The organism is Bacillus sp. FSL R5-0560, assembly GCF_037966305.1.
GTDB classification, from domain to species: domain Bacteria; phylum Bacillota; class Bacilli; order Bacillales; family Bacillaceae; genus Bacillus; species Bacillus mojavensis.
Window position 1 is genome coordinate 4,186,836 of the sequence record NZ_CP150195.1, and the last position, 23,058, is coordinate 4,209,893.

General features: G+C 42.1%; 24 protein-coding genes and 1 pseudogene. 8 read left to right on the forward strand and 17 right to left on the reverse strand.

The window, feature by feature from the left end; genetic code table 11:
- Nucleotides 1–79 precede the first annotated feature (79 nt).
- From NST56_RS21835 to NST56_RS21845, 3 genes and pseudogenes are all read left to right on the forward strand, one after another.
- A complete protein-coding gene (locus tag NST56_RS21835) occupies nucleotides 80–1,246 on the forward strand; it encodes an MFS transporter (RefSeq protein WP_339179159.1) in 1,167 nt (388 codons plus the stop codon).
- A 206-nt stretch (nucleotides 1,247–1,452) separates the two neighbouring features.
- Nucleotides 1,453–1,806: pseudogene (locus NST56_RS21840) on the forward strand (DMT family transporter); the annotation flags it as partial.
- Between the two features lie 68 nt (nucleotides 1,807–1,874).
- Entirely contained in the window at nucleotides 1,875–2,036 is a 162-nt protein-coding gene (locus NST56_RS21845; protein ID WP_024123559.1) for a DUF255 domain-containing protein, read from the forward strand.
- A 184-nt stretch (nucleotides 2,037–2,220) separates the two neighbouring features.
- Here the strand turns inward: NST56_RS21845 and NST56_RS21850 are convergent, their stop codons facing one another.
- Complete coding sequence (locus tag NST56_RS21850; protein ID WP_010332646.1) at nucleotides 2,221–3,057, reverse strand: helix-turn-helix transcriptional regulator; 837 nt, start codon at nucleotides 3,055–3,057, stop codon at nucleotides 2,221–2,223.
- Nucleotides 3,058–3,160: 103 nt separating this feature from the next.
- Between NST56_RS21850 and fabF the strand changes: the two genes are divergently transcribed.
- Together fabF and NST56_RS21860 are read left to right on the forward strand one after the other, a co-directional pair.
- Nucleotides 3,161–4,393, forward strand: a complete 1,233-nt coding sequence (gene fabF / locus NST56_RS21855) for a beta-ketoacyl-ACP synthase II (RefSeq protein ID WP_339179164.1) — start codon at nucleotides 3,161–3,163, stop codon at nucleotides 4,391–4,393.
- 170 nt (nucleotides 4,394–4,563) lie between these two features.
- Complete coding sequence (locus NST56_RS21860; protein WP_339179166.1) at nucleotides 4,564–6,633, forward strand: thioredoxin domain-containing protein; 2,070 nt, start codon at nucleotides 4,564–4,566, stop codon at nucleotides 6,631–6,633.
- On the opposite strand, the gene NST56_RS21865 is transcribed toward NST56_RS21860, so the two are convergent.
- On the reverse strand, nucleotides 6,630–7,529 hold the full coding sequence (locus NST56_RS21865) for a type II CAAX endopeptidase family protein (RefSeq protein WP_010332651.1): 900 nt from the start codon (nucleotides 7,527–7,529) through the stop codon (nucleotides 6,630–6,632). The two genes, NST56_RS21860 and NST56_RS21865, sit on opposite strands and share 4 nt — an antisense overlap.
- Before the next feature lie 228 nt (nucleotides 7,530–7,757).
- Here NST56_RS21865 and NST56_RS21870 point away from each other — a divergent pair, with 228 nt between their 5' ends.
- On the forward strand, nucleotides 7,758–9,110 hold the full coding sequence (locus tag NST56_RS21870) for an MFS transporter (RefSeq protein ID WP_339179169.1): 1,353 nt from the start codon (nucleotides 7,758–7,760) through the stop codon (nucleotides 9,108–9,110).
- Between the two features lie 31 nt (nucleotides 9,111–9,141).
- Here NST56_RS21870 and NST56_RS21875 read toward each other — a convergent pair whose 3' ends face one another.
- The 11 genes from NST56_RS21875 to NST56_RS21925 all read right to left on the reverse strand — a co-directional run bounded on the left by NST56_RS21875 (nucleotide 9,142) and on the right by NST56_RS21925 (nucleotide 17,801).
- Entirely contained in the window at nucleotides 9,142–9,696 is a 555-nt protein-coding gene (locus NST56_RS21875; RefSeq protein ID WP_024123563.1) for a maltose acetyltransferase domain-containing protein, read from the reverse strand.
- An 18-nt stretch (nucleotides 9,697–9,714) separates the two neighbouring features.
- Nucleotides 9,715–10,095, reverse strand: a complete 381-nt coding sequence (locus tag NST56_RS21880) for a VOC family protein (RefSeq protein ID WP_268445136.1) — start codon at nucleotides 10,093–10,095, stop codon at nucleotides 9,715–9,717.
- 51 nt (nucleotides 10,096–10,146) lie between these two features.
- Entirely contained in the window at nucleotides 10,147–11,088 is a 942-nt protein-coding gene (locus NST56_RS21885) for a LacI family DNA-binding transcriptional regulator (RefSeq protein WP_339179171.1), read from the reverse strand.
- A gap of 58 nt (nucleotides 11,089–11,146) precedes the next feature.
- Nucleotides 11,147–11,905 (reverse strand): exodeoxyribonuclease III, encoded by a 759-nt coding sequence (xth, locus tag NST56_RS21890; protein WP_339179174.1) that lies wholly within the window; start codon nucleotides 11,903–11,905, stop codon nucleotides 11,147–11,149.
- 60 nt (nucleotides 11,906–11,965) lie between these two features.
- On the reverse strand, nucleotides 11,966–12,205 hold the full coding sequence (gene rpsR, locus NST56_RS21895) for a 30S ribosomal protein S18 (protein WP_010332656.1): 240 nt from the start codon (nucleotides 12,203–12,205) through the stop codon (nucleotides 11,966–11,968).
- A 42-nt stretch (nucleotides 12,206–12,247) separates the two neighbouring features.
- Nucleotides 12,248–12,766 carry a single-stranded DNA-binding protein SsbA gene (gene ssbA, locus NST56_RS21900; RefSeq protein ID WP_010332657.1) on the reverse strand — a complete coding sequence of 173 codons (519 nt, stop codon included), beginning with the start codon at nucleotides 12,764–12,766 and terminating at the stop codon, nucleotides 12,248–12,250.
- A 40-nt stretch (nucleotides 12,767–12,806) separates the two neighbouring features.
- Nucleotides 12,807–13,094 (reverse strand): 30S ribosomal protein S6, encoded by a 288-nt coding sequence (gene rpsF / locus NST56_RS21905; protein WP_010332658.1) that lies wholly within the window; start codon nucleotides 13,092–13,094, stop codon nucleotides 12,807–12,809.
- Between the two features lie 110 nt (nucleotides 13,095–13,204).
- Nucleotides 13,205–14,305 (reverse strand): redox-regulated ATPase YchF, encoded by a 1,101-nt coding sequence (gene ychF / locus NST56_RS21910; RefSeq protein WP_339179177.1) that lies wholly within the window; start codon nucleotides 14,303–14,305, stop codon nucleotides 13,205–13,207.
- 125 nt (nucleotides 14,306–14,430) lie between these two features.
- Nucleotides 14,431–16,434, reverse strand: coding sequence for a molybdopterin-dependent oxidoreductase (locus tag NST56_RS21915; protein ID WP_339179179.1), 2,004 nt, complete (start codon nucleotides 16,432–16,434; stop codon nucleotides 14,431–14,433).
- Nucleotides 16,435–16,484: 50 nt separating this feature from the next.
- Nucleotides 16,485–16,691, reverse strand: coding sequence for a DUF951 domain-containing protein (locus NST56_RS21920; protein ID WP_010332661.1), 207 nt, complete (start codon nucleotides 16,689–16,691; stop codon nucleotides 16,485–16,487).
- Nucleotides 16,692–16,784: 93 nt separating this feature from the next.
- Entirely contained in the window at nucleotides 16,785–17,801 is a 1,017-nt protein-coding gene (locus tag NST56_RS21925; RefSeq protein ID WP_032731139.1) for a membrane protein, read from the reverse strand.
- Between the two features lie 561 nt (nucleotides 17,802–18,362).
- Between NST56_RS21925 and yyaC the strand changes: the two genes are divergently transcribed.
- Nucleotides 18,363–18,980, forward strand: a complete 618-nt coding sequence (gene yyaC, locus NST56_RS21930; RefSeq protein ID WP_339179182.1) for a spore protease YyaC — start codon at nucleotides 18,363–18,365, stop codon at nucleotides 18,978–18,980.
- A 37-nt stretch (nucleotides 18,981–19,017) separates the two neighbouring features.
- Here the strand turns inward: yyaC and spo0J are convergent, their stop codons facing one another.
- Together spo0J and soj are read right to left on the reverse strand one after the other, a co-directional pair.
- Entirely contained in the window at nucleotides 19,018–19,866 is an 849-nt protein-coding gene (spo0J, locus tag NST56_RS21935) for a stage 0 sporulation protein Spo0J (RefSeq protein WP_168749326.1), read from the reverse strand.
- Entirely contained in the window at nucleotides 19,859–20,620 is a 762-nt protein-coding gene (gene soj / locus NST56_RS21940) for a sporulation initiation inhibitor protein Soj (RefSeq protein ID WP_010332665.1), read from the reverse strand. Before soj ends, spo0J begins: the two co-directional genes overlap by 8 nt.
- 248 nt (nucleotides 20,621–20,868) lie before the next feature.
- Between soj and NST56_RS21945 the strand changes: the two genes are divergently transcribed.
- Nucleotides 20,869–21,309, forward strand: coding sequence for a PH domain-containing protein (locus NST56_RS21945; RefSeq protein ID WP_339179186.1), 441 nt, complete (start codon nucleotides 20,869–20,871; stop codon nucleotides 21,307–21,309).
- 43 nt (nucleotides 21,310–21,352) lie between these two features.
- Here the strand turns inward: NST56_RS21945 and noc are convergent, their stop codons facing one another.
- Nucleotides 21,353–22,204 (reverse strand): nucleoid occlusion protein, encoded by an 852-nt coding sequence (gene noc, locus NST56_RS21950; RefSeq protein ID WP_003219249.1) that lies wholly within the window; start codon nucleotides 22,202–22,204, stop codon nucleotides 21,353–21,355.
- A gap of 121 nt (nucleotides 22,205–22,325) precedes the next feature.
- On the reverse strand, nucleotides 22,326–23,045 hold the full coding sequence (rsmG, locus tag NST56_RS21955; RefSeq protein WP_010332667.1) for a 16S rRNA (guanine(527)-N(7))-methyltransferase RsmG: 720 nt from the start codon (nucleotides 23,043–23,045) through the stop codon (nucleotides 22,326–22,328).
- Between the last annotated feature and the right edge of the window lie 13 nt (nucleotides 23,046–23,058).

The following is a 23,058-nucleotide window of genomic DNA, read 5'->3' on the forward strand; positions in this document are numbered from 1 at the left end:
ATCATGGTTATGTTAACTAAATTTGTATAGAGGATACTTAGAGAATATACATGAAATATAACATTATAGGGGGAATGTGATGAAGATACAAGGAAGATTAAGTTTAAGTGTCGGATGGATTACCTTATTCTTAATGGGAACTGATTTATTTGTTGTATCTCCATTATTACCATTCATTTCACAAGCATATAAAATTAGTTCAGCTACGGCTGGATGGATGGTAACGGTCTTTGCAATTACGTATGCTATTTCAGCTCCATTCTTTGGATGGCTCTCAGATAAGAAAGGCAGAAGATCTTTTATTACATTGGGGTTATTACTGTTTGCTGCTTCTAATATCCTAACGGCCTGTGCCCCATCCTTCTTGTGGTTGATTGTTAGTCGTATTTTAACTGGGTTCTCAGTAGCTTCCATTACCCCTTTAATTTACGCTATTATTGGAGATATCGCACCACCAAGCCGAAGGGGAACATGGCTTTCAATCGTTGTTTCTGGTCACTTAACAGCCCTTTGGGCTGGAACACCACTCGGTACATTGTTGGAACATTTTCTCGGTTGGCGTTCTGTATTTATTGTAATGGCCATACTAGGAGTTCTATTGATGTTTGTAAATTTTATAGCATGGAAGTCTGTTCCTAGTAATGAATTAACAACAAATTTACTAAAAGGAAATCTAATAAGAATACTCGGTTCCGTAAGTGTTACTGCCATTTGGGCCATTTCAATGTACACCCTGTATGTTTATTTAGGTGCAGCTCTACACTTTAATAATGGATTTTCACCGGCAGAAATTGCATTAGCCGTAACTTTTTACGGTATTGGTGCAGTTTTAGGAAGCCTTTCAAGTGGACAATTAACTGATAAGTTCGGGGAAAGAAAAATTTCTATAAATACATTGATTGTATTGGCCCTAATACTCCTTTGTCTAGGCGTATTTTTCTCATCCGGTGATTGGTTGTATTTCTTTATGTTTATATGGGCTTTAGTTGGATATGCAGGGTTCACATCTTATCAAGCTCGATTAGCTGTTGAATATCCTTTAGAACGGGGAATTGTAATGGCATGGAATAATACGGCTCTGTATATTGGTATTACCCTCGGGTCAATGCTTGGCGGTTACGTGATATCGAATTGGGGATATTCTACTCTTCCATATGCTTGTAGTATTGCTGCCGTTCTAAGTTTTATAATCAGCACCCAAAAAAGACAGGTGTTAAAGGAAAAATCAACTTTTATTAGTAGATAAAAGATCTCCTTATGAGGTCTTTTTAATTTATTATCAAACACTGTTATTAAGTAGAAAGACCAAGATGTCCTACATAGGTTTGAAAGAGAGTCTACTTCTCATTGGTCTCTCGTAAAAACATAAGGTTGTGGCTATCTTCTAATGAAAGGAACGGACTGTTATATATACCTCTAATAGGAGCGTTGCCACACATTTCACTTACCATTACGATGGTTATCGGTGCTATTAGTTTAATAGTAGTTTCCTTATTTACATCCAAACCTGTTTCTTTATCGAACATCCCGATTGGAGTTTGGGGGGCAATTGCCTTTATGGCTTTCTTTACAAGTGTTTTGGGTTACCTATGGTGGAATCAGGGGATTAAGGAGATTGGGGCAGGAAAAACATCTTTATTTTTCAACCTTGTTCCCGTTGTAACGATGATTATTTCATTTGCCGTTGGAACACCGATAAAGGTATTTCAAGTTATTGGGGCTGTGTTAGTTATATTAGGGGTTTTAACTGCTTCGGGGGTAATACGTATTCCTAAGTACAATACTAAAGAACAGTCAGCTATATAAAATAGGGATTATTTTTGAGAAAATGTGTTAAGTTAAATATACACTAATTATAGGAAGAAGGTGATCCCATGCCAAACAAAAGTAAACCCAATAGATTAATCGCTGAGAAGTCTCCTTATTTACTTCAACATGCTCATAACCCTGTGGACTGGTTCCCTTGGGGAGAAGAAGCATTTGAAAAAGCGAAACGCGAAAACAAGCCTGTTCTCGTATCTATTGGGTATAGCTAACCTTGGCTAATCTAAAGAACATGCCATTGGTGGCATAGGATCTTTTTTATATTAAATGTACACAACAACTTCACCCAAATACAAAAACGAGTGGGAACTATATACCAGTTGTTGTTGTTTTATTTACAGTCTAAACAAAGTAAAGGAAGTATTACTTGAATAACTTCTACTCTCCAAACGGTAGCTAGCCTTCAATTAAACGTTTTAACTTAAGTTCAGTTTCAGTATCCTCAACTGGGGTATAGACGCTGCATCTTAAATCAGTATCCCCATGCACTTGTAATGAAGTAAGATTAAACAACATTTTACCTACCTTAGCATGACGAAACTCAATTAATACTTCAGGAGCAGAGCTTATCTCATTTTCATTCCAAATTTTACGAAACTCAGGATATGCCTGTTCCATTTCTTGTATAAATTGCTCATACCAGTCATCAGCCACATACTGGCCATAATACGTTCTAAATATTGCAATATAACCTCTAACAAAATGCTCCCAATTCACTGCTAAACTTTTAAATTCCTTTCTTGCGAATAGTAAGCGTATTATATTCCTTTCTGCCGGGTTGATTTGTTCAAAATCCAAAAATACATTAGCTGCTGCTTGATTCCACCCAACAATCTGACTTCTTCTATCTGATATAATCGTTGGGCAATAACGAAGTTCCTGCAACATTTTTACTAAAGCTGGACTGATTTCCTTCTCCTTCTCATTTATAAAGGGTTGTTTCACTCCTTCCTCTAACGCTAGAGCATACAAATATCTCCTTTCATCGTTATTTAATTGTAATGCTCGAGAAATAGCATCTAATACCGAAGTAGATACTTTTATATCTCTGCCTTGTTCTAACCATGTATACCAAGTAAGACTTACACCGGCTAGTTGAGCCACTTCTTCTCTTCTTAGTCCTGGTGTTCTTCTGCGGGTTCCTACAGGTAAACCAACCATTTGGGGAGTAATTTTCGAACGTTGGTTCTTTAGAAATTCTGATAAAGCTTGAAGTCTTGTTTCAGGTTTCATTAAGATCTCCCTTTAAAATAGTATTAATTATACTAGGATAAACAACAACTTGTAATAGGATAACACAATAGCTAAAGTTAATAAAAACGAGGAGGGAATGATCATGAAAAGAGTTGTCATTACTGGAATGGGAGTTATTTCTCCACTAGGAAATGATGTAAATAGCTTTTGGAATCAACTAATTAAAGGACACTCGGGAATATCTCTCATTGATTCTTTTGATACTGCTGATTATAAAACAAAGATAGCTGGAATCGTTCGTGATTTCGATGCAGATGAAATATTGGGGAGAAAAGAAGCAAAACGATTAGACCGTTTTAGTCAGTTTGCCTTAGCAGCAGCCGAACAAGCATTAGAACATTCACAATTACAGTTAGATCATGTTGATCTTGAACGTTTAGGGGTATATGTTGGTTCAGGAATCGGAGGCATACAATCACTTGTTGATAATGTGAATGTATTAAATAAACGAGGTCCCGCGAGAGTAAGCCCCAGCCTTGTACCAATGATGATTTCAAATGCAGCTGCGGCCCAAATAAGCATAAGATTAGGAGCACAAGGACCATCATTATCACCAGTCACAGCCTGTTCAATTGGGAATACCTCTATTGGTGAAGCTTTCAATGCTATCCGAAATGATGAAGCAGATATTATATTTGCCGGTGGAGCAGAAGCTGCAATCACACAGATATCTTTGGCTAGTTTTGGAAACGCCCATGCACTATCTACAAGAAACCAAGATCCAAGTCGAGCCAGCCGTCCATTCGATACAGATAGAGATGGCTTTGTTATGAGTGAAGGCGCAGGTATCTTAGTATTAGAATCATTAGAAAACGCTATTCTCAGAGATGCGCCGATATTATGTGAAGTAGTGGGGTACGGAGCTAGTTCAGATGCTCATCATATGGTAGCATCACACCCAGAAGGTAAGGGTGCCTACTTAGCCATGAAAAAAGCATTGAGAAGTGCAAATATACCAACAAGTAGCATTGATGTTATTAGTGCTCATGCAACAAGTACACAAGTAGGTGATCGTTCAGAAGTTCTAGCTATTAAGAAATTATTTGGGGAACATTCACGTGACATTCCAACAACTGCAAACAAGTCAATGACTGGGCACATGCTCGGTGCTGCTGGCGGAGTAGAAGCAATTGCTTTAGTGGAAAGTTTGAGACGAGGAATTATTCCACCAACTATTAATGTAGAGAATCAAGATCCAGATTGCGACTTAGATGTTGTATCAGAAGCGAGACACCTTCCATTGAAATATGGGCTATCAAATTCTTTTGGTTTTGGAGGACATAATTCAGCAATTGTGTTAAAGCATTACGATTGAAGACCCATCTTTATAGGTCAAAGGTGAAATAATGAATCTATCAAGGGTTTATAGCCCTTGATTTTCATTATGGAATACCTCACAGACAAATGATGACGAGCCTTAACTTCTGGTATATTAAATAGAGGAAAGAGAATACTTAAAAAAACATTTAGAAAGAAGGTGATCCCATGCCCACTAACAATAAACCCAATAGATTAATCGCTGAGAAATCACCATACTTACTTCAACACGCCCACAACCCAGTTGACTGGTACCCCTGGGGAGAAGAAGCCTTCGAAAAAGCAAAACGCGAAAACAAGCCTGTTCTGGTCAGCATCGGCTATTCAACATGCCATTGGTGCCACGTCATGGCTCATGAAAGCTTTGAGGACGAGGAAATTGCCCGCCTTCTTAACGAACGTTTTGTTGCGATTAAAGTGGATCGGGAAGAGCGCCCTGATGTCGATTCTGTTTATATGAGAATCTGCCAGCTGATGACCGGACAGGGCGGCTGGCCGCTGAATGTGTTTATCACGCCTGATCAGAAGCCGTTTTACGCGGGTACATATTTTCCGAAGACCAGTAAATATAATCGTCCGGGTTTTGTTGACGTGCTTGAGCATCTTTCAGAAACGTTTGCGAACGATCGTGAGCATGTCGAGGATATTGCAGAAAACGCCGCTAACCATTTACAGACAAAAACAGCAGCTAAAACAAGCGAGGGGTTGAGCGAATCAGCGATCCACCGGACATTCCAGCAGCTTGCCAATGGTTTCGATACAATCTACGGCGGCTTCGGACAGGCGCCGAAATTTCCTATGCCTCATATGCTCATGTATTTGCTTCGTTATTATCACACGACGGGGCAGGAAAACGCTTTGTACAACGTCACGAAAACACTGGACAGCATGGCAAATGGAGGCATCTATGACCATATCGGCTATGGGTTTGCCCGCTATTCGACCGATGATGAGTGGCTCGTCCCTCACTTTGAAAAAATGCTGTATGACAATGCGTTGCTGCTGACAGCTTATACTGAAGCTTATCAAGTTACGCAAAACAGCCGGTACAAAAACATTTGTGAGCAGATCATTACGTTCATTCAACGGGAAATGACCCATGAAGACGGAAGTTTTTTCTCCGCTTTAGACGCGGATACAGAAGGCGAAGAAGGAAAGTACTACGTGTGGTCAAAAGAAGAGATCTTGAAGACGCTCGGAGAGGATCTCGGCACGCTGTATTGCAGCGTGTATGACATCACAGAAAAAGGCAACTTTGAGGGCAAAAACATTCCCAATCTCATTCATACCAAGCGGGATCAAATCAAAGCGGATAGCGGCTTAACCGAAGAAGAGCTCAGCCGCAAGCTTGAAGATGCAAGATTGAAGCTGTTAAAGACACGTGAAGAAAGAACGTATCCGCATGTCGATGATAAGGTGCTGACGTCATGGAACGCCCTGATGATTGCGGGTCTTGCTAAAGCGGCAAAGGTATTTCAGGAACCCCAATACCTCAGCTTGGCTGAAGACGCTATCACCTTTATTGAAAACAATGTAATTATCGACGGCCGGGTGATGGTTCGGTATCGTGACGGCGAAGTGAAAAACAAAGGATTTATCGACGATTATGCCTTTCTCTTATGGGCTTATCTCGATCTCTATGAAGCCTCGTTTGATCTATCATATATAGAAAAAGCGAAGAAGCTGTCAAACGATATGATCGATTTGTTTTGGGACGAGGAGCATGGGGGATTCTACTTTACCGGACATGATGCAGAAGCATTAATTGTCAGAGAAAAAGAAGTGTACGATGGCGCCGTGCCTTCAGGAAACAGCGTGGCAGCCGTTCAGCTTCTGCGCCTCGGGCAAGTCACAGGTGATTTGTCGCTGATTGAAAAAGCCGAAACGATGTTTTCCGTGTTCAAGCCTGAAATTGAGGCATACCCGAGCGGCCACTCTTTCTTTATGCAAAGTGTGTTAAAACATATGACGCCTAAAAAGGAAATTGTGATTTTTGGGCGCCCGGACGATCCAGACAGAAAACAAATCACAAGCGCGCTTCAACAGGCCTTTATTCCAAACGATTCCATCCTGGTGGCAGAGCATCCCGACCAGTGCAAAGACATTGCGCCATTCGCGGCTGACTATCGCATCATAGACGATCAAACAACCGTGTATATTTGTGAAAATTTCGCCTGCCAGCAGCCGACAACAGACATCGAAGAAGCCTTACAAACATTAAAAAGCAGCAGGGATTAAACACCTTGCTGCTTTCTTTTTGATCTCTTATGGTATTGTACAACGATAAATGCAAATAAAAGATTAATGACAACCGTAAAGAAAGTCTCCCACATCGGATTTCCCCGTGTGATGGCAAATAATGAAGGAATATCTCCATATACACTGTTTTTTTCAGTAATAAAAAGACATAAAAACATATTATTCGCGGCATGCACACCAAGCGAAATTTCAAGGCTGCCTGTTTTAACCGTATAATACGTTAAAAGAATCCCAATTGTTACATACTCAATGCCTGCCCAAAAAGCGCCATTATTCATTTCAGGATTGCCAAAGTGTACAGCCCCAAATAGACCGCCGACAATCAGCGTCAATATAAAAGGGTTCTTTATCACTTTTCCAAAAGCCTGCAATAGAAATCCCCTGAAAAACAGTTCTTCCGCAGAAGTCTGGAGCGGCACCAATAACAGAGATGCCACAAGCAGCCACAGAAAACGAGAGGCGTCAAAATCCTGAAAAGTGTATTTCGCCGGATGAATCGCATAATCAATCCCTTGAACCACAGCCATCAGCAAGAAATAAGCGATAAAGCCAAAGAAAATGCTGCGCCAGCTGATTTTTGCATGCGGTGTAATGACTGACCGAAACGGACGTTTCAGGATAAAGCGCACCGCCAGCCAAACCCCTGGGATCGCAAATACATAAACGATATGAGTTAAAAACAAATCAGCCAAAGAATCGGTTAACATACCTGTATCCACATCAAACGCGATATTTGGACTTAAAAGTGCCGTCAATAACATCATAAAGACATAAACAATGCTTCCAAAAAAGAATAAGCCAACCATCACCAAAAAGGAGAAAAAATATCTCCACAATGTATTGTTTCCTTCTAGAGGACGGATAAATGAATTCATTCCTTCTATGACTCTTCCTTTCAATGAGAATATTACTATATATTTGCATAATTTGGTCTATTAATCTACTGTTTTGGAAATCTTTTAAGCAAAATTAAGGCGAAAAGTGTGAATTTAGTTCTTCCATCTAGTGATTTGAACACTGTTCCCAATGATTCCAGGTACTTATAATAATGCCAAGAGGAGAATGTTCAGTCTTTCTCCCTCTATTAATAAAGGGGGTATTTTATGAATACGGGCGTCAAACCGAAACATACACATCCTTTTTCAAACGCGGCAAACCGTTTAGACCGCCTCCCGATTTCACGTGTCCACTTCCAAGTATTAACCGCTCTCGGCATTGTTTACTTCTTTGATCTTGCGGATTTATTTACCCTCAGCAATGTAGCGCCGGCGCTGATCGAGCATTGGGGCATCCAGCTTTCAACCATAGCCAATGTAACTGCTGCTTCGTTTCTAGGCATGTTTTTGGGAGCATCACTTGGGGGACGGCTTTCAGATCGAATCGGCCGAAAAAAAGCCTTGAATTTATTTGTCTTCGTTTTTTCAATCGCATCGCTATGTAACGCCGCGGCTTGGGACATCCCATCCTTAATGGCGTTTCGTTTCCTCACTGGATTTGGCGTCGCAGCTGCCATGGTCATCACCAATAGCTATTTAGCAGAATTTTTCCCTTCAAGTGTTCGCGGAAAGTATATTTCTTTCTGTGCCATGATCGGATTGATCGGCGTTCCGATCACCAATATCGTATCAGCCTTTGTCATTCCGCTCGGCTCTTGGGGATGGAGACTTGTCTTTGTATGGGGCGCTGTTGGTCTTATTTATTTCTTCTTTATTCGGCGGCTGGAGGAATCACCCCGCTGGCATGAAAATCGCGGTGAATATGAAAAAGCCGATGCCATCCTGAAAAGGATTGAAGCAAGCGTTGAAAAAGAAAAAGGCCCGCTTCCTGCTCCGGCGCCGCAAACCGCAAGCGGACAGGTACAACATGCGGGTTACGCGGGATTATTAAAGGGGAGAAACCTGAAAATAACCATTGTGTTATCCGCGGTATGGATTTTTGAAACATTTGGATTCTATGGCTTTGCCTCTTGGGTCCCCAGCCTGCTAAAAAGCAACGGGGTCACGATGGAAAATACATTATGGTATAACGTATTGCACTCGGTCGGCGCTCCGCTCGGCGCGTTGCTGGGTTCAATGATTTCCGAAAAATTCCAGAGAAAATGGATATTGGCCGCCAGTGCGTTTCTGACTGCCATCGCAGGTCTTTTATATGGCATGACCTTCATTCCCATCATGATTATCGTGTTTGGTTTCATCGTTAATATTACGGAGCGGGTTTTCACATCAAACTTATATGCGTATACATCTGAACCTTTCCCAACAGAGTATCGCTCGTCAGGCAGCGGTTTAGCCTATGGTCTCGGCCGCTTCTCGAACATCTTCGGATCATTGCTCGTCGGTTTTATCGCCGTTCAGCTCGGCTATGTCAGTGTCTTTTTCTTTATAGGCGGCTGCTGGCTCGCATGCTCCATTTTGTTAATCTGCTTTGGTCCCAATACGAATGCCAAGCAGATATAAAAAGTCAGTGCGGCGTTTAACCGCACTGATTTCAATTCAATTCCTTCAGCTTTCTCGCAGGGTTTCCTCCTACAACCGTATTCGCAGGCACATCCTTTGTCACTACGGAACCCGAAGCAATCACCGCGTTATCGCCGATCGTCACTCCCGGGTTTATCACTGCCCGCCCGCCAATCCAAACATTATCTCCAATTGTAACAGGCTTACCGAATTCCTTCCCCGACTTCCTAACAAGCGGGTCGAGAGGGTGACCAGCCGTGTAGATATGCACCCCTGGAGCTATCAAACAATCACATCCTATACGAACTTCACAAACATCAAGAATGACACAGTCAAAATTAACAAATGTACGATCCCCCATATGAATGTGATAGCCGTAATCACAGCGGAATGTCGGCAAAATGGTGACTTGATCACCGATCGAACCAAGCAGATTTTTCAAAAGCTCCGTTCGCACTGACTCGTCTTCTGGTGATTCGTTATATTGTTTAATCAGATTTCTCGCATGTTTACGCTCTAGTGATAATTCACGGTCTTCCGAGTTGTATAATTCTCCGGCTGCCATTTTTTCTTTTTCTGTCAGCATTCAATTCACTCCAAGATGTTAAATTGTAATCTCTATTAAATTTCCTTCCTCATCTTCAATTACACTTTCATAGTAGCCGTCCCCTGTCGTCCTTGGACCGCTTACTACAGCGAATCCGTCCTGCTTTAACCTTTCTGTCAGTTCATCAACATTCTCTTTGCTTCCAGTGGAAAAGGCGATATGCGCCCAGCCTGTCATCGTTTGTGTCGGCTGATCAGTCACATCTCCTTTTTTCATGATTTCCAGCCTTGCTCCGGAATCAAACGTCATAAAATACGACTTAAAATCTTTCTTCTCATTATGATAAAGAGAATTGGCTTTGCCATTAAAATACGTTTCATAAAAAGCCTTCATTCGCTCTAAATCTCTGACCCAGATGGCCGTGTGCTCAATATGCATGTCTTCCTCCTCCTTTGTCTTTCAATGAAGTTATAAGGGATGAAATGCATTTCAGTTCAAGCTTTTTTTCATGAATTGATGCTGAATTTTTATATCTATGGGATGTTCCTGCAAAAATAACGAAAATGCTGCGGTGCCCAGCTGCTCAAGATTCAGGTCAAGCGATGGGAAACAGAGGGCACGGCTGATAGAGGAATGTCCTTCTCCAAGGATCTCAACATCCCAGTCTTTCTTTTTGGCAAATACATAAATTCCCGCTGCCACTTCATCACTGTTTGCATAAATAGCTGTTGGAGCCCGGCCGCTTGTATAGAAATACGCACCCGCCTGCTCTCCGTCGTCCATATGATTACAGCCGGTCAGCATATGGCGGTCCTCCAGGCTGCCATAGACGGCCTGATAAGCCGCTGCTTTATCCGCCGTACTCGGGCTCTTGTCGGCGCTTCTCACGCAAGTAAAAGCGATATTCTCATGTCCGCGATTCTTTAGATATCGAAAGCTTTCTATGTAGGCTGCTTTTCTGTCATTGTAAGCGCAAGGAATATCCATGTCTCCAGTATCTTCACAAGCGATAATCGGTCCATATTCTTGATAGGCTATTATACTGTCCCAGTGATTGGCTCGTGATGTAATAATGAGGCCATCTATTTTTTTCATTCTTAACAGCTCTAAATATTTGATTTCAATGTCGGGGTTATAGTTGGTAGGGAGGAGGGTTGTTGCATATTCATGTCTAAATGCCGTCTTTGTGATGCCGTTTACGATTTTATCAAAGCAAGGGTGATCGCTGTAAGGCAGGATTACACCGATGGTTTGAGTCTTGCCGCGAATGAGATCGATCGCAGTTCGATTCGGTGTGTAGTCTAATTCCTCCATGACTTGATGCACCAGCTTCCTTTTTTCTTCAGACACATACGGATGATGATTCAGTACGCGTGACACAGTCGAAACAGATACATTCGCCAGCCTTGCAATCTCTTTTATGTTTGCCATCTCTTTCTCCTTTTTCATCATAAAAAAGCAGTAAGGATCAATCCTTACTGCTATCACATCATATATTGATCGTAAGTTCAACAGGACAATGGTCGGAGCCCAAGACGTGTGCTGATATCTTGGCATCTTCAATCTGCCCCTTAAGCCGCTCAGAAACAACAAAGTAATCCAGACGCCAGCCAATATTTCTGTCCCGGACCCCCGCACGATACGACCACCAGGAATATGCACCTTCCAGATCAGGGTATAAATAACGGAATGAGTCGATAAAGCCGGCTTCCAAGAAACGAGTGAATGCTCCTCTTTCTTGATCAGAAAAACCCGCGTTATTCCGGTTTGCTTTTGGATTCTTCAAATCAATTTCCTGATGAGCCACATTTAAATCACCGCACAGGATAACGGGTTTTTTCTTGTCCAATTCGAGAATAAACGCTAATAAAGCCTCTTCCCACTGCAAACGGTAATCGATGCGTTCCAGTCCTCTTTTTGCATTAGGCGTGTAAACGGTCATCACATACATGTTTTCAAATTCCAGCGTAATCACTCTGCCCTCTTGATCATGCTCTTCTATTCCAATGCCATACATGACGTTCAGCGGCTTTTTTTTTGAAAAAACAGCCGTGCCGGAATATCCTTTTTTCTCTGCATAGTTCCAATATACGTGGTAGCCTTCTGGCTCAAGATCCACTTGGCCGTCCTGAATCTTTGTCTCCTGCAGACATGCAATATCGGCATCCTCGTCTTTCAAGTAAGAGAGGAAATCCATTTTTCTCATGACAGCCCGCAGGCCATTCACATTCCAAGAAATGAGCTTCATTTTTTATCCCCCTATAAAAAAGAGCAAGAACCCGAAGGTCCTTGCTCTTTACGTATCAGCTTACTCACCAGTTACGTATGGAAGTAAAGCCATTTGACGAGCGCGTTTGATCGCTGCAGTCAATTTACGTTGGTATTTAGCGTTTGTTCCAGTTACACGACGTGGTAAAATTTTACCGCGCTCAGAAACAAACTTTCTAAGAAGATCTACATCTTTGTAGTCGATGTGCGTGATGCCGTTAGAAGTGAAATAACACACTTTACGGCGCTTCGCACGACCGCCTCTGCGTCCTCCTGCCATTGTCATTTCCCTCCTTTCTTTGTCAATTTAGTGATATTCTCATTAGAATGGAAGATCATCATCCGAGATGTCAATCGGCTTGCCGTCGTTGGCAAATGGGTCATCATTAAAGCTGTTCCCCTGATTGCGTCTCTGGTTGTTTTGATTTCCCCCGAATGGATTATCATTTTGGCCTCCGCCAAAGTACTGGCCTCCGCCGCTGTTTCCTTCGTTGTATCCACCTGAACCAGAACCGCCGCCGCTTTTCGGCTCAAGAAATTGAACACTTTCAGCTTGGACCTCGGTCACGAAGACACGCTGCCCTTGCTGGTTTTCATAATTTCTTGTTTGTAAACGGCCATCTACGCCTGCAAGGCTTCCTTTTTTCAGGAAGTTTGCAACGTTTTCGGCTTGTCTTCTCCAAGTGACACAATTAATGAAATCGGCCTCACGTTCTCCTGACTGGTTCGTAAATGTACGATTCACAGCAAGAGTAAACGTGGCAACAGCCGCACCGTTTGGCGTATAACGAAGCTCTGGGTCTTTTGTCAGTCTTCCGACTAATACAACTCGGTTAAGCATAAGAAAGACCACCTTTTACCATTATATATTTCAAAATTGCTTATTCTTCTTCTTTAACAACAATGTGGCGAATGATATCGTCACTGATCTTAGCTAGACGGTCAAATTCTTGAACTGCCGCAGCATCAGCTTGAACGTTTACGATTTGGTAGAAACCGTCGCGGAAATCGTTGATTTCGTAAGCAAGACGACGTTTACCCCAATCCTTTGTTCCAGTGATCTCCGCACCGTTAGAAGTCAGAACGTTGCTGAAACGCTCGATAACTGCTTTTTTAGACTCATCGTCAATGTTTGGGCGGATAATGTACATAACTTCGTACTTTCTCATCTGTTTGCACCTCCTTTTGGACTAAGCGGCCCATAATGGGCAAGGAGCAATAATTCTATTACTCACAATTTTATATTATACCAAAGCTCTTGTCCCTTTACAACTGCATCCTATACATTAAATCGGAAATGAATTACATCTCCGTCTTTTACCACGTAATCTTTACCTTCAAGACGGACTTTTCCGGCTTCCTTCGCTCCTGCCATGCCGCCGCCCGCAAGAAGATCCTCATAAGCAACCGTTTCAGCGCGAATGAAGCCGCGCTCAAAATCACTATGAATAATTCCAGCGCATTCAGGGGCCTTCATGCCTTTTTTGAATGTCCAAGCTCTGACTTCCTGTTCACCGGCTGTGAAATATGTTGCCAGCCCAAGCAGGGAGTAGGATGCTTTAATCAGCTGATCAAGACCTGACTCTTCAATACCCAGCTCTTCAAGGAACATTTGCTTTTCATCGCCTTCAAGCTCAGCGATTTCGGATTCAATCTTCGCACAAACGACGATGACTTCTGCGTTTTCGCCGGCAGCGTATTCACGAATCTTCGCTACATATTCATTGCCAGACGGATCAGCCACTTCATCTTCACTTACGTTCGCAACATACAAAATAGGCTTTGACGTCAGCAAATGAAGCTGCTTTACAAGCTTTTGCTGCTCTTCAGTAAACTCAGCAGAACGAGCAGGCTTTTCATTCTCAAACGCTTCTTTCAGTTTAGACAAAATGTCAAACTCAAACACAGCCTCTTTATCTTTTTGCTTTGCAAGCTTGCTGACACGTGTAATCCGCTTCTCGACTGTTTCCATATCAGCGAGAATCAGCTCAAGATTGATCGTTTCGATATCATCAATCGGATCAACTTTACCGGAAACGTGTGTAATATTATCATCAGAAAAAGCACGGACAACGTGGCAGATCGCGTCAACTTGGCGAATATGAGAAAGGAATTTGTTACCGAGACCTTCTCCTTTTGACGCACCTTTTACGATTCCTGCAATATCAGTGAATTCAAAAGCAGTCGGCACAGTCTTCTTTGGTTGGACAAGCTCAGTCAGCTTTTGCAGACGATCGTCCGGTACTTCTACAATTCCCACGTTCGGATCAATTGTACAGAACGGGTAGTTGGCTGATTCGGCACCGGCCTGTGTAATTGCGTTAAATAATGTTGATTTCCCGACGTTCGGCAAACCGACAATTCCAGCTGTTAAAGCCATTCTTTCATCTCCTCTATATAAAACCGTATTGCATTAACGTATTTTGAACCTAGAGCAATTATAAGGAGGTTCACTGGAAAAGACAAGCTGACAAAAAAGCATCTTCAGCCTGCTGAACCCTCTCATTATGCTTTTTTCAAGCCCACTAAACAGTCAAAAAGGGTACTTCCCATTCCATTATCAGAATTTGTATCATTTGTCAGCGTATTGACGGAGCCGCCAAAAGCCGCCCACATGCCTTCATCTATATTTATCGTCTTCGGATGAGCCTGTTTCATCACTTTAACTTTGCCATTCAAACGGCCCCGATCATTGAAAATGACAACCTCGTCTCCATCCTGAAGATTCTGCTCAGCCGCTATGTCTGAAGAAATATCGACGTGTATGTGCTGAAGCTTCTCGATGAACGGAATATGCTGTGAATGATTAGAGCGCTGCGGATGAATAGACAAAAGCGTGTATGGGTATTTTTCGGCAAGTTCTTCGTTATGGTAAACAGACTCCTCAGGCACTTCCAATTGAAGTGCACCGCTAAATCCTTTTTCTTCAGCTAAAGACGAGGTAAACTCAAATTTTCCGCTTGGCGTCAGAAATTTAAAGTCATCCCAAGGCACCTGTTTAACCGGAAGCGGGAGATGGCCTTTTTCTTTTAGGCGCTCAAGCGTTACACCGTCTGCCTCCAATGAAGAAAGCCCCATCTTCAGAAGTTCTTCAGTACTGTGTTCAAAAAGCTCTCCAAACCCAAGGCGTTTTGCAAGCTCTGCCCATATCCATCTGTCCGGCTTCGCTTCGCCCTGCGGTTCCACCAGCTTCTTCCCATACTGAACATAATGATTGTACATACTAGAATAGTAAATATCCTCTTCTTCAAAAACAGTGGCAGTCGGCAAAACATAGTCGCACAGCTGTGCCGTATCGGTCATGATGGAATCAATCGCTACGGTCACCGGAACCTTTTCAAATGCTTTTCTTACTTTATTTGTATTTGGCACCTGAGTCAGCGGGTTCCCGCATGTCACGATAATCATCTCGATCGCAGGATCAGCAGCGGTTAAAACCTCTTCAGCCTGTGTCATCATTGAAAAAGAACGTGATGTCGTTTTTAATTCCGGCATTGTCAGCTTTGTTTTTGCAAAGCTTTCACCAATCTGGACATTGCCAAAATTTGCGCCGCCGCCTTTAATACCAACGTTTCCACTTGCCGCAACAAGCGCATCAATCCAGCGAATCGTCCCGCCGCCATTTTTGTACCGCTGCATACCAAGCCCCATAAAAGTAGACACCGGGCCATCGGCATACAGACCAGCAAGAAACTCCAGCTCTTCCATCGTTGTCTCTGTTTTCTCAGTAAATTCTTCTAAAGAAACGGTACTCAAAAGCTCTTTTACATCATCAAACCCGACAGAATGCTGAGAAATAAAATCCTCATCCGTTCTTCCCGTCTCGATCAGAACCTTCAAAACAGCCGCGGCAAGCCAGCCATCCATTCCCGGCTTTACAGAAATATAACGGTCAGCCAGTTTTGCAGTCGGATTAAAAATCGGATCAATAACCGTCAGTGTTGCGCCCTTTTTCTTTACCTGCTGCAAATGGTGATAAAGGTGCATATTTGTCCTTGATACATTTCTGCCCCACACAACGACGTGTTTGCTGTTGTAAATATCAAGCGGCCCGTGCCCATACGACCGGCCGAAATCCCAGCTTTGCGCCTCTATACCAGAGCCCCAGCAAATGCTTCCGACAATCTCTGTCACACCGCCATACGCATTAAAAAAACGCTGATCTAGCGCTTTTAACAAACCGTTATTGGCGTAATCATGGCTGTGCAAAACTGCTGTTGTTTCTGACGTCTCCTTAATGTCCCGAAGTTTATCGGCAATTTCATCAAGAGCCTGCTTCCAGGAAATCCGCACAAACTCGCCATTTTGTTTCTTCATCGGATAGCGAAGCCGATCAGGCGAGTTTGTTTTCGTCTCTAGCATTCTGCCGCGGCCGCAGATTTTTCCTTCTGTAATCGGATGGTTTGGATCTCCGTCCACTTTTGTTACCTTTCCGTCATCAACAGTCACCACAAAACCGCAGCTGTCCCAGCAATTCAGAGGGCATGCTGACTGATGCACTTTGCTCATCGCCGTCTTCTCCTTACCTTCTATATGAAAAAGCATGAGTGTCAGCCTTTTTATGAAGTAGGCTCCTCATGCTTGACCAGTACTTTTTTTACTTTTCTTTCAAATTCTTTTCTCGGAATCATCACACTGTGAGAGCAACCCTCACACTTAATCCGAATATCCATTCCCATACGTATGATTTTCCATCTGTTTGCTCCGCATGGGTGCGGTTTCTTCATTTCTACAATATCTTTCAGGCCAAAGTCTTTATCCGCCAAGACCCTTCACCTCTCTTCATAAACTGCTGAATCTATTGTACAAAAAAACTGATCAATAGAGCAATCATCATACCCAAAAAGAAGAACATCCTCTTATTTCCATTTACTTAAAATAGGGTATAACAGCAAACAAACTAATAGATAGAGATTCAGCATTCCATAAATGGGATACAGAAAAGCGATTAAATCTGAAAAACCGAAAGAAGTAAAAGGCACCATCAACACTAACAGAATCAATACAATCATCCATCTCGGCATGTGAAGAAATGCCATGAGCCGACTGGACAATCCGAATAAACCAGCCACTGTCGTCGTATATATCGCAAGGCACAGCACCGCAGTCATACATAAAAAAAGAAAATAAGGGGCGCCTTCCAGAACGGCAAACAGCGGAATTTCAAATTGAGAAAGGGAGCCCGCCAGCTCCACTAATGTTTCATTATAAACAAAAGAGATCACGCCAAAAATAAGACCGCTGGCCACACTGGCGATTTTAGCTTCCCCCAGCCCTTTCATTTCTTTCCCGACAGACGATAGTATTGCGACCACCGAAAGAATATTTAAGGAAGTAAACGTAATGCTGGCAGGCCAGTTATACTGCCGGCTCAAATCTATCGTCCACGTATGGTGATGAGTGCTCTGAAATGAAAATAACGCGTACAGCAGACCCGCTACTAAAATAGGAATTAAAATGGCATTCACAGATAAAATCCCATTCACATCCCAAAAAAACAAACAAACCGTCACGATGCACAGCAGCGCAATCCCCCACCAAAAAGGGAGCTTGTACATCTGCAGTGTCACTCCGCCTCCTGCGATCATCACCATGGTTGTAGAAAATAAATAAAAGACAATGAGAATATCATAAATTTTCGCCAGCCACGGTCCCATTAAATGTTCAAGAACCGGCAGAAAGTGAGTGGATTGAACCTTAAAACTGATTTTCATCACAATATAAGACGAGAAAATGAACATTACTGTAAACAGCACAATAGCCAGTCCGCTTTCTGCGCCAAAAAACTGCCATATCTCCTGACCGCTTGCATATCCGGCGCCGATCAGACTGCCCAATATAAGGAGCATCCACCTCATTCCGGCTCTCCACAACATTATCACCTCATAGGTACAGAGTTCAGCTTGTTTCCGTTATTGTTACTATATAAAACGCTAATAACAAAAATGCCTATTTTCATAGAAAAACAAAAAATAATGACTGGAGTGAAATTATCATACAAAATACACATAAAAAAAGACCGCCTAAACAGGCAGTCAAAACACAGAATTCCATTCTCCACTTTTCTTCACCAAGCTATCCTGATACTTCCTAAAATAATATTCGACAGGCTCAATGCCAAAAATTCAAAAATTCCGGTATTACAAGTCAATTTCAATCCTTCGATCATTGTAAACTTCATTAGGCGTTCCGTATTCAAATGATTGCTTCATTACCAGAACCATAACCAAATTAGACAGCAGACCAAATCTTGCGTCATCTGAAGCGCTGCGACACAATACTTGTAAACAACCTCTATCATCTCCTCTCTGTATTCAAAAATCCGTAAACAGACACAAAGCATAAAAAACCTAACTGCTGGATATAATGTAAACAACCTTACATACCAAAAAAACACATCCCTAGCAATTCCGATACCTAACAAGGAAGTGAAACCTATGAATCGAAAAGGCGGGCTTTTTTCTTCTCAGGAACGAGTAAAGCAATATGTTTCACATACAGATACAGCTGCAGCAAAACAAATACAAACGATTCTTTCTTCATCCTTACGTAAAGCTGCCGGCAGACCAATTGTTGTGGTTTGTATCGGAACAGACCGTTCAACTGGTGACTCATTAGGCCCGCTCGTAGGAATGAAACTCAATCAGATGCAGCTCACCAGATTCCACGTCTACGGCACCCTGTCAGATCCCGTGCATGCTGTAAACATGAAGGATAAATTAATGGAAATTCAAAAATTACATAAAAACCCATTTATTATAGCGGTGGATGCATGCTTAGGGCGTGTGAAAAGCGTAGGTTCATTCCAAATCGGAGAGGGTCCTTTAAAGCCTGGGGCCGGTGTACAGAAGGATCTTCCTGAGGTAGGAGATCTCCATGTGAACGGAATTGTAAATGTGAGCGGCTTCATGGAGTACTTTGTTTTACAAAATACAAGGCTCCACTTGGTCATGAGTATGGCAAATGTTCTTGCTGAAGGACTGAGTTTAACAGATCGAACAGAGTGGAGGCAGGAACGGCTTAGTCCGCTGCAAAGACTCACAGGACGATTATAAAACAAAAACCATCTTCAATAGAGATGGTTTTCTTTCATTACGACTCTCGTTCTGATAAAAGCTCTAAGATCCGTTCAAGATCCTCGTTGGAGAAAAACTCAATTTCGATTTTACCTTTTTTCTTTTGTCTCTTAATATTTACTGTTGTACCAAAATAATTTTGGAGATACGATTCCCGTTCTTTGATAATTGCATCCTTCACAGGTTCTTTTTTCTTTGTTTCACGTGGAACATTCTCATTTAATTGCTGAATCAGCTGCTCAAGCTGACGAACGTTAAGCTGTTCTGCAATCACTTTTTGCACAAGCGGTTCAAGCTTGTTTTTATTTTTCAAACCAAGAAGTGTGCGGCCATGCCCCATAGAGAGCGTGCCTTCCGCAATCAGCTGCTGAATGTTCTCAGGCAGTGTCAGCAATCTTAAATGGTTGGCAATATGCGGCCTGCTTTTTCCTAGACGTTTTGCAAGCTGCTCTTGCGTAACATCTAAGTGCTTAAGCAATGAGTCATAAGCCTGAGCCTCTTCCAGCGGTGATAAATCCTCACGCTGAAGGTTTTCCAGTAAAGCAATTTCTCTCATTAACGCCTCTGATAATTCACGGACAATCGCTGGAACAGTTTCTAATCCTGCAAGCTTTGCCGCCCGAAAGCGCCGTTCACCCGCAACGATATCATAGCCTTTTAAAGATTTTCTGACGATAAGCGGCTGGAGAATGCCATGCTGCAGCACAGATTCCTTTAGCTCAGCTAGCGCTTCGTTGTCAAAGTGTTTTCTTGGCTGATAAGGATTAGGGCGTAAATCGGTAACTTTGATTTCCTCAACTGTCTCTTCAGACAAATCAACCTGATTAAACAACGCATTAATCCCTTTTCCAAGGCCTTTAGCCATTCGCAGCCACTTCCTTTGCTAAATCTAAATATACTTCCGCTCCTCTTGATCGCGGATCGTATAAAATGATGGGTTTACCGTGACTCGGTGCCTCGCTCAAACGGACATTACGCGGAATAACAGTCTGATATACTTTATCTCTAAAGTATTTTTTCACCTCTTCAATCACTTGAATGCCGAGGTTTGTCCGGGCATCAAGCATCGTCAGCAATACGCCTTCAATCATTAAATCAGTATTCAAATGCTTTTGCACTAGACGTACTGTATTTAATAATTGGCTCAGTCCCTCTAAGGCATAGTATTCGCACTGTACAGGTATGACAACTGAATCTGAAGCAGTCAACGCGTTAATTGTCAGCAATCCCAATGACGGAGGACAATCAATAATAATATAATCATAATTCTGCTTCACTGCTTCAAGCGCTCTCTTAAGTCTCACTTCTCTTGAAATTGTCGGAACCAGCTCGATCTCAGCTCCTGCAAGCTGTATCGTCGCAGGAATCACATCCAAATTCTCTACTGAAGTTGCTTTAATAATATCTATTACATCTGCATCATCTACTAAAATATCGTACACACACTGATCTACATCGGCTTTTTCAATCCCCAATCCGCTCGTTGCATTCCCTTGCGGATCAATATCTACCAGCAGAACCCTTTTCCCTATGTAAGCTAAGCATGCTCCAAGGTTAACAGACGTCGTTGTTTTTCCGACTCCGCCTTTTTGGTTCGTAATTGCTATGATTTTTCCCACGATGTCACCTACTTTCACATGAACATGTACTGTCATATTTCTATTTTATCAAAAAAAGATTAAAGCGTTTCACTTTTTTCATCATTTTGTCTTTTATCAGAAAGGAATATTTGGAAATTCAATCAGCGCTTTATTGCTTTCTCTTATAAATTCTAATCCTTATATGTTTTTTTGACTTAAAAAAGGGATTTTAAATAGAAAAAAAGAAGAAGTTACAAGACAGAAAGTACAAACAGGACGGTGATCATATGGTTTACAAAACAAAAAGAGATGCACCCGTTTCTCTTATGATTGTGTTTCTCATATTACTGATACAAGCAGATGCCATAGTTCCTTTTGTGCTGGGAAATATGAGGATATCCGACTCAATCATTTTTGTTCTTCTGACTCTCTTAAATGTGCTCATCATTTGGAGTTTCATTGATCTGAAATATGTATTGAAGGAGCACCGTTTGATCATTAAAGCCGGATTGATCAAACATCAAATTCCTTATGAAAAAATCGACAAAGTGATTCAACAAAAGAAGCTGTGGTCAGGTTTTCGGCTTATTGGCTCACGACATGCGATTACAATTTATTATCGGGGAGGCTGGGGACATGCAGTCATTTCTCCAAAAGACACGGAAGAATTTATCCAGCAGCTCAAAGAAAAGAATTCTAATATAATAATCGCAAATAAAAGTGATTAATTTCCTTTTAGCGAAAAAGCTCTCCTGGACAGCAGGAGAGCTTTTATTTTGGTATGCGAATCGTCAGTTGAATATATTCTTCAAATTCTTCTTCTTCCGTATTCAATTTTACACCGCTGTCTTCAACCATTGACAGTGACTGGCGAATCGTGTTCATTGCAATTCTAGTATCCCTGCTGAACGCTTTGCGTCTAGGCTTTGGTTTTCTCTGGCCTTGCTCCAGCATTTTAACCACGCGGTCTTCTGTCTGCTTTACATTTAAGCTTTTCTCAATTATCTCTGTGAGCAGTGTGACTTGGAGCTCAGGCTGTTTCAGGGGAATCAGCGCTCTGGCATGACGCTCAGTGATTTTCTTCTCCATGATTGCGTCTTGAACCGGCTGAGGCAGCTTTAATAGCCGCAGCTTATTCGCAATCGTTGACTGTCCTTTTCCTAAACGCTGCGCCAGTGCTTCCTGTGTTAAATCATGAAGCTCAAGGAGCCTTGCGTAGGCATGCGCTTCCTCAATCGAAGACAATTCCTCCCGTTGCAAATTTTCAATTAACGCCACAGAAGCGGTTTCCGTGTCGGAAAAATCCTTAATAATGGCCGGAATCTTTTCCCACTCGAGCGATTGCACCGCTCTCCAGCGTCTTTCACCTGCAATGAGTTCGTATTGGCCTTCTTCTTCTGTATGCCTGACAACAATCGGCTGAATAATGCCGTGTGTATGAATGGTCATTGCTAACTCTTTGATTTTTTCATCTGAGAAAATGGTGCGTGGCTGAAAACGGTTGGGAACGATAGCATTTACCGGTATTTCAAGAATCTCTTCTTTGTTTGTCTCATGTTCAGCAATCTCCGGTTCCTGTTCCTTCTCACCAAGCCCGAAGAAACGAGAGAATGAATGCTTCATGTACCTACACCACCTTTAAAAACTGCCATTTTTATAATTCTATTTTCTCATGGTTTTTCCTGCTGTACCGTCATTAATTTTGAAGAAAATATGATGGTATTGTCATATCAGGCTGTCTAAATTACCCTTCAATTGGCGATTTATTAGGAGTTCCCGGTTTTCTTGGATACTTCTTAGGTGTATTTTTAATCTTGCGTATCACCATAATATTACGATCGCTTTCTTCAATAGGCAGCTTAAAGGAATAGGTATTCTCCAGTTCTCCTCCAAGCGTTGTGATTGCTTTTTTCCCCGCATTTAATTCTTCTTCAGCAGATGCGGCTTTTAAAGCAACAAATAAACCGTTTTTCTTCACCAGAGGCAGACAAAGCTCGCTTAAAACAGATAGTCTCGCAACCGCTCGCGCTGTCACGATATCATAGCTTTCCCGTATGTCCTTCCGTTGCCCGAATGTTTCAGCTCTATCATGGCAAAATGTCGTATTCTCCAATTGTAAAGCTTCAGACAGCTTTTCTAAAAATGTTATTCGTTTGTTTAATGAATCTACAATTGTGACATGAAGGTGCGGAAAACATATTTTAATCGGCAGACTCGGAAAACCCGCTCCCGCTCCGACATCACAAATCGTATTCACCTGATTGAAGTCGACATAAAATGCAGCTGTAATGGAATCATAAAAATGCTTCAGATACACTTCTTTTTTCTCTGTAATCGAAGTCAAATTGATTTTTTCATTCCACTCAACCAGCATATCGTAATACAGCTCAAATTGCTCCAGCTGACGAGGAGAAAGGGAGATCCCTTTTTCCGCCAGTCCAGAGGTGAATTCTTCAATATTCATGCCGTCATCCTTT

Bases quoted from the DNA above. Each gene is read 5' to 3' on its own strand.
- NST56_RS21925 (WP_032731139.1), bottom strand. From the start codon at position 17,801: ATGTTGTGGAGAGCCGGAATGAGGTGGATGCTCCTTATATTGGGCAGT.
- noc (WP_003219249.1), bottom strand. From the start codon at position 22,204: ATGAAGCATTCATTCTCTCGTTTCTTCGGGCTTGGTGAGAAGGAACAG.
- NST56_RS21875 (WP_024123563.1), bottom strand. From the start codon at position 9,696: ATGCTGACAGAAAAAGAAAAAATGGCAGCCGGAGAATTATACAACTCG.
- NST56_RS21870 (WP_339179169.1), top strand. From the start codon at position 7,758: ATGAATACGGGCGTCAAACCGAAACATACACATCCTTTTTCAAACGCG.
- rsmG (WP_010332667.1), bottom strand. From the start codon at position 23,045: ATGAATATTGAAGAATTCACCTCTGGACTGGCGGAAAAAGGGATCTCC.
- xth (WP_339179174.1), bottom strand. From the start codon at position 11,905: ATGAAGCTCATTTCTTGGAATGTGAATGGCCTGCGGGCTGTCATGAGA.
- rpsF (WP_010332658.1), bottom strand. From the start codon at position 13,094: ATGAGAAAGTACGAAGTTATGTACATTATCCGCCCAAACATTGACGAT.
- rpsR (WP_010332656.1), bottom strand. From the start codon at position 12,205: ATGGCAGGAGGACGCAGAGGCGGTCGTGCGAAGCGCCGTAAAGTGTGT.
- NST56_RS21835 (WP_339179159.1), top strand. From the start codon at position 80: ATGAAGATACAAGGAAGATTAAGTTTAAGTGTCGGATGGATTACCTTA.
- NST56_RS21915 (WP_339179179.1), bottom strand. From the start codon at position 16,434: ATGAGCAAAGTGCATCAGTCAGCATGCCCTCTGAATTGCTGGGACAGC.
- NST56_RS21885 (WP_339179171.1), bottom strand. From the start codon at position 11,088: ATGGCAAACATAAAAGAGATTGCAAGGCTGGCGAATGTATCTGTTTCG.
- yyaC (WP_339179182.1), top strand. From the start codon at position 18,363: ATGAATCGAAAAGGCGGGCTTTTTTCTTCTCAGGAACGAGTAAAGCAA.
- fabF (WP_339179164.1), top strand. From the start codon at position 3,161: ATGAAAAGAGTTGTCATTACTGGAATGGGAGTTATTTCTCCACTAGGA.
- spo0J (WP_168749326.1), bottom strand. From the start codon at position 19,866: ATGGCTAAAGGCCTTGGAAAAGGGATTAATGCGTTGTTTAATCAGGTT.
- ssbA (WP_010332657.1), bottom strand. From the start codon at position 12,766: ATGCTTAACCGAGTTGTATTAGTCGGAAGACTGACAAAAGACCCAGAG.
- NST56_RS21845 (WP_024123559.1), top strand. From the start codon at position 1,875: ATGCCAAACAAAAGTAAACCCAATAGATTAATCGCTGAGAAGTCTCCT.
- NST56_RS21880 (WP_268445136.1), bottom strand. From the start codon at position 10,095: ATGCATATTGAGCACACGGCCATCTGGGTCAGAGATTTAGAGCGAATG.
- NST56_RS21860 (WP_339179166.1), top strand. From the start codon at position 4,564: ATGCCCACTAACAATAAACCCAATAGATTAATCGCTGAGAAATCACCA.
- ychF (WP_339179177.1), bottom strand. From the start codon at position 14,305: ATGGCTTTAACAGCTGGAATTGTCGGTTTGCCGAACGTCGGGAAATCA.
- NST56_RS21945 (WP_339179186.1), top strand. From the start codon at position 20,869: ATGGTTTACAAAACAAAAAGAGATGCACCCGTTTCTCTTATGATTGTG.
- NST56_RS21850 (WP_010332646.1), bottom strand. From the start codon at position 3,057: ATGAAACCTGAAACAAGACTTCAAGCTTTATCAGAATTTCTAAAGAAC.
- NST56_RS21865 (WP_010332651.1), bottom strand. From the start codon at position 7,529: ATGAATTCATTTATCCGTCCTCTAGAAGGAAACAATACATTGTGGAGA.